Raw genomic sequence first — 13,326 nt, forward strand, 5'->3', positions numbered from 1 at the left:
GCTTTGAATAAAAAAATTGGATTGTTAAACTTCCATTACTCAGATCATAACTATGGTGCTGTGTTGCAAGCCGCCGCATTGGCTGATGTCGTGACGCAATTTGGTTATAACGCAGAGCATATTGATTTCATACCTGTAATAATTGAGCAGAAAAAAACACTACGTCAGCGATTGGTCGCTGTTTTGGCGGCGTTAGGGGTTAAGTCATTTCTCAAACGTCTATTGGGTAAAAAAGTCTACATAAAGTCCCAAGTCACTGGAAGTGAAGTATTTGAACAATTTCGCACAACCTGGATTGCCCGCAGCGCCCAGACGTACACCGCCTCAACCCAGTTAAATACGATTGGTACGACCTACGTAGCTGTCGTGGTGGGTAGTGATCAAGTTTGGCGTCCCGGTATGTTTGTGAACAAGCAACAGGATGTAGCAGCATATTTTTTATCTTTTTTGCCAGACTCTGTTAAGCGTATCTCTTATGCCGCCAGTTTTGGAGTGGATAAATGGGAAGAAACAAGTGACTCTATACTGAGTGACCGTGTTCGCAAGGCGATGACCAAGTTCAATGCGATCTCAGTTCGCGAACAATCTGGCGTTACTATTTGTCGAGAAAATTTTGATGTTACTGCACAACATGTACTCGATCCTACTTTATTAAATGGGGTAGAATTTTTTGAGCGTGTGATAGCAAAGGCTGGTGTGGGCATACAATGTGAAAATGTGGTTTACTACAAACTGGATGTTGATACCGTATTTATTAGCGCTATTAAACATATCGGGGATATTTTGCAGGCACCAACTGAAGATATCTACTACCAAAAGAGTGAGGCTGGTTATCGTTATATCCCTGTCGCCGACTGGTTAGCTAAAATTCGTGACAGTAAGTTTGTAGTTACAGATTCGTTTCACTGTGTATGCTTGGCAATTTTATTCAATAAAGAATTTATCTGCTTTGCCAATAAAGATCGAGGTCTAGCTCGCTTGCAAAGTCTGTTGGCTAGTTTAGGGATTGAAGGTCGTTTGTGTGATGAGCAACAATCACTTGCGCCATTCTTTGCTGAGTGCAAACCTATCGATTATAACAACGTTAACACCAAACTCGCCGAGCTGCGTATTGGTTCACTGGCGTTTTTGAAAGATGCACTTGAGTAATAATAATGCAAACTAACGTTGATAGTGAAATCATACTCTCGGTAATTATTCCAACTTGTAATCGCAATAATACTTTGCCAAGGGCAATATATTCGGTATTGAGTCAAAATGTGATAGGGCTAGAAGTTATCGTTGTAAATGATACAGATAACCCTATTTCCAATGAAATACTCAATATTGCAAAATCATATCCGGTGGTCTTTGTCACTAATCCTGGCAAGCATGGTGCGGCAAGCACTCGTAATTATGGTGTGAGTATCGCTAAAGGTACATACATCACCTTTCTTGATGATGATGATATATATTTGCCAGGCAGACTTAACAATATGCTGAAGGTCATTCAGAGTGGTAAATATGTTGTAATTTCTTCTGGTCGGTTCATTGAATATGATGATTTTAATACAATAAGCATACCAAAAAGTCAATTGTTTGGCGAATTTAGCTTTAAGGATGTATTGTTTGGTAATGACATAGATATTGGGTTTATGATATCAAGAAATATTTTTAGTGCGCTGGATGGTTTTGATGTCAATTTAAATTCATTGGAGGATTGGGACTTTATTTTACGAGCGTTAAGTAATGGAGACGGTTATAAAATTCAAAGATTTGATTATGTTGTTAATAGAACCTCTAGCTTTATTAGAGTTTCTGACCGTGAATCAGAAGGTTATATTGAGTTGTCGAGAAAATGGAGAGGCAGGACTAGTTTAAACTGGATAGCCTTTATGATGTCGACTTCGTTGAGGCTTGCTAAGGAATTAACATTTATTAATGCTTTAAAACTATCATTAAAGTTTGCTAGTATAATTCCTTTAAAGCAATATTTAAGTGTGAAAATGAGAAATGATTAAATATCTAGTGTTAAATCCATTTTTTATTATTTCAACCTCCTTTTGTTTATCTTATTTTCTTTATCTGTTGCCTTTTTCTGATAAATATTACGAGCTTGATTTGATAGGTTTATATCCTGGCTTGTATTTTGTTTTTTTAAATTTTATATTGGGCTTTTTATGGTTTGAATTTAAACTAAGCACTTTGACCAAGATTGATGTGTCAAAGGTTTTAGTTTTTTCAAAAAAAACAAACTATTTAGGCTGTGTGGTTTCTTTTTTGATTTTGATAGAATTATTATTATATGGGGTACCTATTTTAGGACAAGTTGATTATACTGAATTTGGAGCACCTATCATTCATGTCGCATTGGTTTCCTCAATGCTTGTTTTATCAATCATTTCAAGTCTAATTTATTCATACAATAAGAAGTTAAAATGGTGGATTATTATCTCTTTAGTTATTTCTTTTTTGATTTTAAATAGATTTTTAATGTTGTTTGTGTGTATTTCAACGGTGTTTGTTTATTTGAGTTTATCTAGAGTTCGCGCAAAAAATATTATTTTAGTATTTATATTTATTATTCTTTTTGGTTACGTTTTTGGCTTGTTGGGTACATGGAGAATGTCAAACATTATGGATGTACCTTATTCGCAAGCACAAGACTATATCTTGACGGCAGGTCATGCTTCAGATCAGTTTAAAAACACAGGCTTGCCCGTTAGTGTTTTCTGGTTTTGGTTATATATAACGTCACCATTATCTAATTTTATATTAAATATACATGATAATCAGATTGGAAATATTGCAAATATAGTAAATGTTATATCTTTTGAACTTTTACCCCAGACGATTTCCAAGCACCTCGGTGATTATCCGATAAAAGTGTTATTATTATCTGATAATTTAAATGTATCGTCTGCGATAACTCCAGTTTATGTTTCTCTTGGTTATCTCGGTATAACAATTTATGTATTGTACTACGCTAGTATTTATTTTTTTGTTGCAATCCTGTCGCGTGGAATTTTTAGAAATATCACTGTGATATTACTATCTACACTTTCTCTGTTCATGATTTTTTTTAATGTTATAATTATGCCAATTTTTATTTTTTCATTAGTAATTGTTTTTTTTATTTCGTTGAAATACTCTGGTTCATTGCGTGGTGCTAGATGAATATTGCTATATTACTTGCTACATACAACGGTTCAAAATTTATTGAGGCGCAAATAGAATCCATCATCACTAATGATAGCTACAATCTTATAAGTAAGATTGTCGTTACAGATGATGGTTCTGCCGATAATACAGTTGAATTAGTTAAAAAGTACAAAAATGTACTTTTTATAGAGAATACGTCGATAGAACATGGGCCATCAGCAAATTTTTTTAATGGTCTTAAATATTGTAAAGATATGGATTATGTTTTTTTTTGTGACCAAGACGATATTTGGTTTAATAATAAAATATCTGTTTTTATTGAAAACATTCCAAAGCTGAATAAGAATTGTCCAGGAGTAATCTACTCTAACTTAGAATTAATCGGTTCAGAAGGGGAATATATAGGGAAGACATTTTTTGAGAACGAATCAATTCCTTATGATTGGGCTTGCAAGATTAGCAATCTATATCTGCAAAATTGTGCACCAGGTTGTTCGATGCTGATTAATAATAAAGTCGTTAATCGAATGATTGATACTTACTCAAATGAAATCGTGATGCACGATTGGTGGGCTTTGTTATTTGCTTCATTATATAAAAATGTAGTTGTTATTCCTGAATGTACCGCAGGATACAGACAACATGATAACAATGCTATAGGTGCCACCAAAAAACTATCACTATTGTCAATTCCAAGCATTTTCACAAGAAGTAGAAATAATCTAAAGAGTACAGTTCTTCAATTAAGTTTATTTGAGAAATCTTTATCTGTTGATGAATTGAAGATGCTTTCGCCAAAAGAAATCAAAGTTATGAGATATATAGTTTCGTTAAATGAAACTACCTCCTTCATTTGTAGAATGAAATTGGTTTTTTGTTTTTCTAGATATAAATCATCTCTTATAAGGGATATCGTCACTAGACTTTACTTTATTAATATCTAGCATCTATGATTACCGAAGGAAATAGAAACCTGAGTGATCAGGTATTTCGTTAATATTTAAATATCACTTGGTGGTTAATTATCACTTCTAACATGCAATAATTAGAGTGGTCAATACGTGACAAATAACAAAACGCTAATTTTACTTGCTGCATACAATGGCTTTAATTCGATACCAGAGCAACTCGACACCATTATTCAACAAGCTAATGCAATAGTCGATATAGTGATTAGTATTGATTTAAGTGATGATGGTACTTTTGCTATTTGTAGTGATTATGCAGAAAAAAATACTAATGTTAGGTTGTTAGCTTATGGCGAACGTTTCGGTGGTGCTGGAAAAAATTTTTATCGTCTATTAAAAGATACTGAGTTAAGTGACTATGATTATATTGCCTTTAGTGACCAAGATGATATTTGGCCAGAAAATAAACTAGCCAAGGCTATCGAAAAACTTCAACAATATGATTGTTATTCTGCCAATGTGACGGCTTTTTGGGAGGATGGTCGTGAAGCCTTGATTGACAAGGCACAACCACAACAACAATGGGATTTTTTATTTGAAGCCGCAGGTCCTGGTTGTACCTATGTTTTTAAACGAGATGTAATCATACAATTTAAGACATGGTTGCTTGTGCACTATAAAGAAATTGGTGATGATATCGAGTTGCATGACTGGCTTATTTATGCTTTTGCACGTAGTCGCGGATATCGTTGGTTTATTGATCCAGAACCAATGATGCGCTATCGGCAACATGCTCATAACCAGGTCGGTACTAATAACAATATTAAAGCAGCCAAGAAACGGCTTTTATTAATTAGGTCAAAATGGTATCGTAAACAAGTAATGAATATCGCTGAGTATTTGGAGTTGCAAGAAACTGCAATATTCAAATTCGGTTTAGCAAAGAAATACAGAGGTAATTTATATCTTTTCTTTAGGGTTAATAAACTAAGGCGTCGGTTACGTGACAGACTGGCTCTGGCTCTGGTTTTATTGTTTAACGTTTTCTGATTGCTAGTGTGTTGTGTTTTTAACCTTAGCTCTATATTGCCTGTTTACCACAGGATATAGTGCTATTTTGTGAATCATTCTTTATAAACTCGAATAAAGATTCATGTCTTGACTGTATATGTATTTATGTTGCCAAGTGAATACACAACTGTAGTTCTGTTTGGTTTTATGTATAGATACGTATATTCTAATTCTTTATTTTCTGGGGGTCGTCCTTGTCATTTCAACGTCGTCACTCACGCTGGTATGAGCGTGTGTTATTCAGCCCTCCCTCCTTGTTCCTGTTCGGGGCCTTGCTTGCTGTTTGTCTACCTGCCATCGAACGCTGGGGTTGGGAGTTTTGGGAAGGACTTGATGCGGTAAGAATCAACACCTTGGCAGGGGCTTTCGTGGCGTTTCTGCTGACAGGAATTGTGTTGCATCGCTTCCTGCGCTATCCGGGCGCTAGCCCGGTGGCCTATATGATCCCCACGGTGACTACCCTCTATGGTGCCTTGGTCGGGATCCTCTTCTTCCTGCGTTTACCTTACAGTCGTCAGGTATTGTTCGAGTCATATCTGGTGGCCTTGCTCTGCTGCTGGCTGGTCTATTTTATCGGTCGCCGCTACCGCACCCCCAAGTATGCGCTGTTGCCCTTTGGCGACTATCAGCCCTTGACCCAGCACGCGTGCGTGCAGTGGCGCTTGCTGGACAAACCCGATCTCGGTGCCGTGCGCTATGACGCCGTGGTGGCAGACCTTCGGGATGAGAAGCTGGCGGGTGAGTGGGAGCGTTTCCTGGCGCGCTGCGCCCTGGCGCATATCCCCGTCTATCACATCAAGCAGATCAGCGAGGCCCTGACCGGTCGGGTGAAGATCGACCATCTGCACGAAAACCAGCTCGGCTCCCTGTTGCCGTCCCCCATCTATGCCTTCATCAAGCGGGGCATGGACATACTGGCCGCGTTGATCGCCATCCCGTTGTTCTCCCCCTTGATGCTGGTGACGGCAGTCTTGATCAAGCTGGAGAGCCCAGGGTCCGTGATGTTCCTGCAAAATCGGGTCGGCAAGGGCAACAAGGATTTTTGCATCTACAAGTTTCGCAGCATGTGCAAGGATTCGGAAAAGGCTGGTGCCCAGTTTGCTCAGGATGGCGACATGCGCGTCACCCGGGTGGGCAAGGTGATCCGCAAGCTGCGTATCGACGAGCTGCCCCAGTTCTTCAACGTCCTCAAGGGGGACATGAGTCTCATTGGACCGAGGCCGGAACAGCGCACCTTCGTCGATCAGTTCGAACGGGAGATCCCTTTTTATATGTACCGCCATATCGTGCGGCCCGGGATCAGCGGTTGGGCGCAGGTGGTGCACGGTTATGCCGCCGATGCCGATGACACCCGCATCAAGATCGAACACGATTTTTACTACATCAAGCACTTCTCCCTCTGGCTGGATGTGCTTATCGTGTTCAAGACCATCCGCACCATACTCACAGGTTTTGGCGCGCGGTAATCCCGATGCGGATCCTGTTGTTGGGGGCTCGTGGCCAGTTGGGACGAGCCCTTTTTCGATGTGGCGGTGGATGTGCGGCCCGATTCGGTCTCATATGGCCAGTGGGTCGGCCAGCTCCTGTCAGAGGAAAACGATCACCAGATGTGGATCCCTCCCGGCTTTGCCCATGGCTTCTATGTGCTGAGCGAGGTCGCCGATCTCCTCTATCGATGCAGCGATTACTACCATCCCGCCGGGGAGCAGACCCTGCGCTGGGACTCCCCCGCCCTGGCCATCGATTGGCCTCTGTTGGCTGGGGTGGCGCTGCGTCTGTCCGCCAAGGATGCCAAGGCACCCTGCTTCTGCCACCCTGAATTAGGGTAAGTCCGTGTTCTTGTGGCACAATTGCCAGCTCAGAGTCAGAACCTTAATTTAATCAATCAGGTAATCCCATGGTGAAAATTGCCGTAGCGGGAACCGGCTATGTCGGCCTGTCCAATGCCGTGCTGCTTGCCCAGCACAACGAAGTGGTCGCTCTCGACCTGGTGGCAGAGAAAGTTGCGCTCATCAATCAGGGCAAGTCCCCCATCGCAGACAACGAGCTGGAGCACTATCTCACCCACACCCCCCTCAATCTGACGGCGACCCTGGACAAGCATCAGGCTTATCAGGGGGCGGATTTCGTCATCATAGCGACGCCGACCGACTATGATGCCGACACCCACTACTTCAACACCCGCTCGGTGGAGGCGGTGATCCGGGATGTGATGGCGATCAATCCGACGGCCGTCATGGTGATCAAGTCCACCGTGCCCGTGGGTTATACCAAAGCGATACGCGAGGAGCTGGGGTGCGACAACCTCATCTTCTCTCCCGAGTTTTTGCGAGAGGGGCGGGCGCTTTATGACAACCTGTACCCCTCGCGCATCATAGTGGGTGAGCGTTCCGAGCGAGCCGAGCGTTTCGCCGCCCTCTTGCAAGGGGGAGCCATCAAGCAGGATGTGCCGCTGCTCTTGACCGACAGCACGGAAGCCGAAGCGATCAAGTTGTTCGCCAACACCTATCTCGCCATGCGGGTCGCCTATTTCAACGAGCTGGACACCTATGCCCAGACCCATGACCTGGACAGTCGCCAGATCATCGAAGGGGTGGGGCTGGATCCACGGATCGGCTCTCACTACAACAACCCCTCCTTCGGCTATGGCGGCTATTGCCTGCCCAAGGACACCAAGCAGTTGCTGGCCAACTACGACGATGTGCCCAACAACCTGGTGCGGGCCATCGTCGATGCCAACACCACCCGCAAGGACTTCATCGCCGACTCCATCATTCGTCGTCGTCCCAGGGTGGTCGGGGTCTATCGCCTGATCATGAAGTCGGGCTCAGACAACTTCCGCGCCTCCGCCATTCAGGGGGTGATGAAGCGCATCAAGGCCAAGGGCATAGAGGTGGTGGTGTTTGAACCCGCCCTCAAGGAGCAGAGCTTCTTCAACTCCCGGGTCATCACCGACCTGGCGGAGTTCAAGCAGATCTCCGATGTGATCCTCTCCAATCGCATGGCCAGCGAGCTGGCCGATGTGGCGGACAAGGTCTATACCCGCGATCTGTTTGGCAGCGACTAACCCGTACATGGGGCGCGCGCAGACGCCCCATGCCGCCGTCTTGAAGGACAGTGTTATGAAGTATCTGGTCACCGGCGCCGCCGGGTTCATCGGATTTCATCTGGTGCAGCGCCTGTGCGCTGACGGTCATGAGGTGGTCGGCATCGACAACCTCAACGACTACTACGAGGTGAGCCTCAAGGAGGCGCGCCTGGCCCGGCTTGCTCCCCTGGCGGGGTTTCGTTTCATCAGGCTGGATCTGGCCGATCGCCCCGGCATGGCCCGGCTGTTTGCCGAGCAGGGCTTCGATCGGGTGGTGCATCTGGCCGCCCAGGCCGGGGTGCGCTACTCCCTGGACAACCCGTTTGCCTACGCCGACAGCAACCTGGTGGGCCAGCTGACGGTGCTGGAAGGGTGTCGCCACCATGGGGTGGGGCATCTGGTCTATGCCTCTTCCAGCTCGGTGTACGGCCTCAATGACAAGATGCCGTTTGCCACCACGGACACAGTGGATCACCCCATCTCCCTCTATGCCGCCACCAAGAAGGCCAACGAGCTGATGGCTCACAGCTATGCCCATCTCTATGGCATTCCCACCACTGGCCTGCGCTTTTTCACCGTCTATGGCCCCTGGGGTCGCCCCGACATGGCGCTGTTCAAGTTCACCAGGGCGATCCTGGCGGGGGAACCCATCGATGTCTACAACCAGGGGCAGCTGTCCCGGGACTTCACCCATGTTGATGACATCGTCGAGGGGATAGTGAGGGTGGCGGATCAGGTACCGGAGGCCAGCCCGGGCTGGACCCCGAGCCAGGGGCGCACCGACATGAGCTCGGCGCCCTATCGCCTGTTCAACATCGGCAATGGCAGTCCGGTGCGGCTGTTGGACTTTATCGAGGCGCTGGAGCAGGCCATCGGCCTGCCCGCCATCAAGCACATGATGCCGATGCAGCCGGGCGACGTACATGCCACCTGGGCCGATACCCGGGGGCTGTTCGAGGCCGTCGGTTACCAGCCGCAAATGACGGTGGCGGCGGGTGTGAAAACCTTTGTCGACTGGTATCGTGACTATTATCGGCAAGCCTGACCCCGACTGGCCCGTCGCGACCCTGGCGGCGGGCCCGTCCACCCAGTTTCCAATAAGAGAAATATGACAATATGAGCAATCAAGAACCTACCTTGACCCAGTCCCAGCCCGATCTGCCCCAAGGCTGGGTGCCGGCCAGATCCAGCGACGAGATCGATTTGCGCGAGCTGATCCTGACGCTCTGGCGCAGCAAGCTGCTGATCCTCTGCATTACCGGCCTGTTTGCGGCGGCTGGCATCGCCTATGCGCTGACGGCGCCCCAGGTGTGGGTCAGCCAGGCCGAGATCAGGCAGCCCACCCTCAAGGAGGTCGAGTCCCTTGAGCTCAACATCAACCAGTTGATGAACGCCCAGGTGCCGGCGAGTGCCTTCACCGCCTTCGAGAAGAAGGCGCTCTACCATGATTTCGTCAACAACTTCAACAGCTTCAACAACAAGCGTCAATTCTTGCTGGAGAGGGGCTATCTGGATGCCGAAGCGGCCAAGCACGAGGTCACGGATAGCAAGGGCAAGCGGCTGCTGCTCAAGAAGATGGCCGAGGGGATAGATGCCAGGACGCCGGACAAGCTGAAGGAGGATGTCGTCCTCTCCTTCGCCGCGGGCACGGCAGAGGAGGCCAAGGCGCGGCTGGAGCAGTACATCGCCTTTATCCAGAGCCTGGAGTCTGCCGCCAAGGGCAAGGAGCTGGACACCCTCTGGCGCAACCGCATCAAGACGCTGCAGAGTCAGTATGAGAGCGCCAGGGCCGATACCCTCAAGCAGCTGCAAGATGACATCCTGCGCACCGAATACAGCCTGCGCATCAGCCAGGCGGCGGGCATAGAGACGCCGGTGCAGAATTTGCAAAACAAGGACAGCTTCGCCATCGATCTGGGGTCACGGGCCCTGGCCGAGAAGCTCAAGGTGCTCAAGGAGATCAAGAACCCCGAGTTCATGAATCCGAACATCGGCGATCTGCGTCTGCAGCTGAGCAGCCTGCAGGCCATCCAGCTGGAGGCGCTGCCGTTCCACTCCTTCGCCTATCAAGCTTCGCCGAGCGAGCCCCTCTCTCGGGACAAACCCAAGCGGCCTCTGGTGGTGGTGCTGGCCACCCTGCTCGGCGGCATGCTGGGGGTGGGCATAGTGCTGGTCCGTTTCGCCTTTCGCGAACAAGGCGGCGCCAGGTAATCGAAGCTAGTGATGATACGAGGGGGCGCAAGCCTCCTTTTTTATTTTTGCGACAAAGGGTTATGCTGGGTGGATAGACAATCTCTGGGGACTGGCCGGATGCTGGAAAAAGGATTTTTTGGGCTCTTTGCGCTCTATCTGCTGCTGGGGATGCATTTTTTCATGCACAACCCGGGGGGGGCCGGGCTCTATCTGCCCTTCAACGCCTGGGGCTGGGTGTTTGCCAGCCTCGCCATCGGCGCCGGGCTCTGGCAAGTCACCCTGAACCAGCGTCTGGTCTGGTCGCCGCTGCTGCTTTGGCTCTGGGTCGGCGGCTTGCTGTTGTTGCTGCCCATGGCTTATCCCGGCTTTGCGCTCAAGGATTATGCCATCCCCAGGCTGCTCGGGCTCTTTGCCGGCCTGCTGTTTCTCACCTGCCTCTATCAATGGCCGCCAGCGGGCCAGCGCCGCGAGCGTTTGCTCTATCTGGTGCTCGGCGCGGTCGCCATCGAGGCGCTGCTCGGCCTGGTCGAATACTATCTGCTGACCCCGGGCAACTGGCTCGGGTACGACACCCGGGCCAATCGCCCCTATGGCATCTTCCAGCAGCCCAACGTGATGGCGAGCTTCATGGCCACCGGCCTGGTGCTGGCGGCCTGGCTGGAGGGGGAGGGGAGGCTCGCCGGGCGCGGGTTGCGGGCCCTGCGCCAGGGGCTGCTGCTGGCCTGTCCCTTGCTGCTGGTGGTGCTGCAATCCCGGGTGGGGCAGCTCGGTGCCCTGCTGGGACTCTTGCTGCTGTTGCCCATGTTGCGAGAGCGCAAGCTGGCGGCCAGGGTCCTGCTGCTGGTCGCCTTCGGCCTCCTGCTCGGGTTGGCATCCCAGTACCTGATTGCCGGGGCTAAGCGGGGGCTGGAGGTCTATCAGTCCGGCGGCATGCGCTCCGTCTACTGGCCTTATGCCATCAAACTCATCATGCACTCCCCCTGGACGGGATGGGGTTATGGCAGCTTCGAGTCCGTCTTCCTGCACCAATACATGGCCGACAAGGCATTGGCACCAGAGATGGTGCAGATCGAATACAACCTGGATCACCCCCATAACGAGTTTCTCTACTGGGCGGTGGAGGGGGGCATCGCCCCCATGCTGGGCATGCTGCTGATGGGGGCGGCCCTGCTGTGGCGTCTCGGCCAGAGTCGCTGGCGTCAGGGGCTGGCCCTGCTGGCCCTGGCCCTGCCCATACTGCTGCACAGCCAGACCGAATACCCCTTCTACCACGCCATCGTCCACTGGTGGGTGCTGCTGCTGATCATCTATCAGATAGACAGCGAGATAGAGGCGCAGGCCCCCAGTCCCGGCTGGCATCAGAGTGTCTATCGCCCCTGGCTGCTGCTGCGCTTTCTGGCCATCGGCATCCCCCTGCTGGTGGTGCCTTTCATGCTGACCGCCATCCATACCGCCTGGGTGGTGACCCAGTACGAGCGAGGGGGCTACAAGGAGCCGGCCCTGTTGCTGAAGGTGATCAACCCCATGGCCTGGCTCACCCGGGTCGAGTTCGACGTCAACTCGGTGCGGCTGGCGGTGGGATTGCAGGGGGGCAACCGGCAGGAGCTGGCGGCCTATCTGGCCTGGGGAGAGGCGTTCGTGCGCCACACCCCCCGCGCCAACATCTACGCCAACATGATAGTGGCCCTCGAAGCCCTGGGGCGGCGCGAGGAGGCCGAGTCCCTGCGCCAGCAGGCCCTGGTCCTCTATCCGACCGATGCCCTGCTACGGGGCAACTCGGCCTCGGTGGCCAGGGCGCTGGAGAAGCGGGCCGCCCCGCCCGGCGCTTCCCCGGCACGCTCGCCCCTCAACATGGCGCCATAAGAAGCCTATTCATCGTCGCTGCCGCTGGCCCAATGCTGCTTGTTTCGCCAAGGTCATGGTCTTATCGCAAAATCGGGGTGCCGGGCTGGATCCCGTGAGCGGCCGCGATAAGATAGGGGCCAAATGCTAATGTCTTGTTTATAAAGGGAGTCTGCAATGGAGTTGGTATTAGGCCCATTAGAAGCCCGGGTGATTGGTTGCCTCATCGAGAAGGAGATCAGCACGCCGGATCAATACCCCTTGTCCCTCAACGCCCTGGTCAACGCCTGCAACCAGAAGAGCAACAGAGATCCTGTGCTCGAGCTCGGCGAGCTGGAGATCCGCGCCGTGGTGGACGAGCTGGTCCGCAAGCGGCTGGTGGTCAACACCGCCGGTTTCAACGCCCGGGTGCCCCGTTATCAGCACAGGTTCTGCAACACCGAATTTGGCGATATCAAGTTCAATGCCCAGGAGCTGGGAGTGGTCTGCGAGCTGCTGCTGCGCGGTCCCCAGACCCCGGGTGAGCTGCGCTCGCGCACCAACCGGCTCTGCCAGTTCGACGATGTGACCCAGGTCGATGCCGTCCTGAACGGGCTCATCGAGCAGGGGCCCTATGTGGTCAAGCTGGCTCGCGAGCCCGGCAAGCGCGAGTCCCGCTTCGCCCATCTGTTCAGCGGCGAGGTGACAGGTGCGGCCCTGGAGCAGGGGCTGGATGTCCGTGCCCAACCCGAGGGGGCGACCCAGGGCTCCCCCCTCCATGAGCGCCTGAGCTCCCTGGAAGAGGAGGTGAGCCTGCTGCGGGATCAGGTGGCGGCCCTGACGGCGCGCCTGGATGCGCTCAACGCCTGAGCCTGATCGCCCTCTGGTTAGAGGGTCGTATGAGTACTCTCGCCCCGCTCTGGCGGCCGGGCTGTTCCCGCCCTTGCGCCCCTCGGCCGCCCCCCAGCTCCCGCTTGACCCGGCGCCGAGCCTTGGGGCCATTCCCATGCTGCCGACCCGAAGCGCAAGGCATTTAATTTGCGTTATTTCATGGTTAAGGGTCGAGCCGGCGGCGCTTTCCCGTTAAAATTCCGCTTTTGCTCC

General features: G+C 50.6%; 12 protein-coding genes. All 12 read left to right on the plus strand.

Annotation, left to right across the window (positions count from 1 at the left end):
* The first annotated feature begins 3 nt into the window (after positions 1-3).
* The 12 genes from ACW5W4_RS10825 to ACW5W4_RS10880 all read left to right on the plus strand — a co-directional run bounded on the left by ACW5W4_RS10825 (position 4) and on the right by ACW5W4_RS10880 (position 13,092).
* Positions 4-1,149: a polysaccharide pyruvyl transferase family protein gene (locus tag ACW5W4_RS10825; protein WP_456689364.1), complete on the plus strand. Its 1,146-nt coding sequence runs from the start codon at positions 4-6 to the stop codon at positions 1,147-1,149.
* A 5-nt stretch (positions 1,150-1,154) separates the two neighbouring features.
* The gene (locus ACW5W4_RS10830; RefSeq protein ID WP_456689365.1) at positions 1,155-2,000 is read left to right on the plus strand and encodes a glycosyltransferase family 2 protein; all 846 of its coding nucleotides are present in this window, start codon (positions 1,155-1,157) and stop codon (positions 1,998-2,000) included.
* Positions 1,993-3,156, plus strand: coding sequence for a hypothetical protein (locus ACW5W4_RS10835; protein WP_456689366.1), 1,164 nt, complete (start codon positions 1,993-1,995; stop codon positions 3,154-3,156). The genes ACW5W4_RS10830 and ACW5W4_RS10835 overlap by 8 nt, the downstream gene beginning before the upstream one ends.
* Positions 3,153-4,085 (plus strand): glycosyltransferase family 2 protein, encoded by a 933-nt coding sequence (locus tag ACW5W4_RS10840; RefSeq protein WP_456689367.1) that lies wholly within the window; start codon positions 3,153-3,155, stop codon positions 4,083-4,085. Before ACW5W4_RS10835 ends, ACW5W4_RS10840 begins: the two co-directional genes overlap by 4 nt.
* A 117-nt stretch (positions 4,086-4,202) precedes the next feature.
* Positions 4,203-5,099 carry a glycosyltransferase gene (locus tag ACW5W4_RS10845; protein ID WP_456689368.1) on the plus strand — a complete coding sequence of 299 codons (897 nt, stop codon included), beginning with the start codon at positions 4,203-4,205 and terminating at the stop codon, positions 5,097-5,099.
* A gap of 389 nt (positions 5,100-5,488) precedes the next feature.
* The gene (locus ACW5W4_RS10850; protein ID WP_456689369.1) at positions 5,489-6,586 is read left to right on the plus strand and encodes a sugar transferase; all 1,098 of its coding nucleotides are present in this window, start codon (positions 5,489-5,491) and stop codon (positions 6,584-6,586) included.
* A gap of 60 nt (positions 6,587-6,646) precedes the next feature.
* Positions 6,647-6,949, plus strand: coding sequence for a dTDP-4-dehydrorhamnose 3,5-epimerase family protein (locus ACW5W4_RS10855; protein ID WP_456689388.1), 303 nt, complete (start codon positions 6,647-6,649; stop codon positions 6,947-6,949).
* A 68-nt stretch (positions 6,950-7,017) separates the two neighbouring features.
* A complete protein-coding gene (locus tag ACW5W4_RS10860) occupies positions 7,018-8,187 on the plus strand; it encodes a nucleotide sugar dehydrogenase (RefSeq protein ID WP_456689370.1) in 1,170 nt (389 codons plus the stop codon).
* 55 nt (positions 8,188-8,242) lie between these two features.
* Complete coding sequence (locus ACW5W4_RS10865) at positions 8,243-9,253, plus strand: NAD-dependent epimerase (protein WP_456689371.1); 1,011 nt, start codon at positions 8,243-8,245, stop codon at positions 9,251-9,253.
* A gap of 71 nt (positions 9,254-9,324) precedes the next feature.
* Positions 9,325-10,419: an LPS O-antigen chain length determinant protein WzzB gene (locus ACW5W4_RS10870; protein WP_456689372.1), complete on the plus strand. Its 1,095-nt coding sequence runs from the start codon at positions 9,325-9,327 to the stop codon at positions 10,417-10,419.
* Between the two features lie 99 nt (positions 10,420-10,518).
* Complete coding sequence (locus tag ACW5W4_RS10875; RefSeq protein WP_456689389.1) at positions 10,519-12,264, plus strand: Wzy polymerase domain-containing protein; 1,746 nt, start codon at positions 10,519-10,521, stop codon at positions 12,262-12,264.
* 156 nt (positions 12,265-12,420) lie between these two features.
* Entirely contained in the window at positions 12,421-13,092 is a 672-nt protein-coding gene (locus ACW5W4_RS10880) for a YceH family protein (RefSeq protein ID WP_456689373.1), read from the plus strand.
* Positions 13,093-13,326 lie beyond the last annotated feature (234 nt).

Source organism: Aeromonas crassostreae (genome assembly GCF_054052445.1).

Bases quoted from the DNA above. Each gene is read 5' to 3' on its own strand.
- ACW5W4_RS10830 (WP_456689365.1), top strand. From the start codon at position 1,155: ATGCAAACTAACGTTGATAGTGAAATCATACTCTCGGTAATTATTCCA.
- ACW5W4_RS10835 (WP_456689366.1), top strand. From the start codon at position 1,993: ATGATTAAATATCTAGTGTTAAATCCATTTTTTATTATTTCAACCTCC.
- ACW5W4_RS10840 (WP_456689367.1), top strand. From the start codon at position 3,153: ATGAATATTGCTATATTACTTGCTACATACAACGGTTCAAAATTTATT.
- ACW5W4_RS10860 (WP_456689370.1), top strand. From the start codon at position 7,018: ATGGTGAAAATTGCCGTAGCGGGAACCGGCTATGTCGGCCTGTCCAAT.
- ACW5W4_RS10865 (WP_456689371.1), top strand. From the start codon at position 8,243: ATGAAGTATCTGGTCACCGGCGCCGCCGGGTTCATCGGATTTCATCTG.
- ACW5W4_RS10870 (WP_456689372.1), top strand. From the start codon at position 9,325: ATGAGCAATCAAGAACCTACCTTGACCCAGTCCCAGCCCGATCTGCCC.
- ACW5W4_RS10875 (WP_456689389.1), top strand. From the start codon at position 10,519: ATGCTGGAAAAAGGATTTTTTGGGCTCTTTGCGCTCTATCTGCTGCTG.
- ACW5W4_RS10880 (WP_456689373.1), top strand. From the start codon at position 12,421: ATGGAGTTGGTATTAGGCCCATTAGAAGCCCGGGTGATTGGTTGCCTC.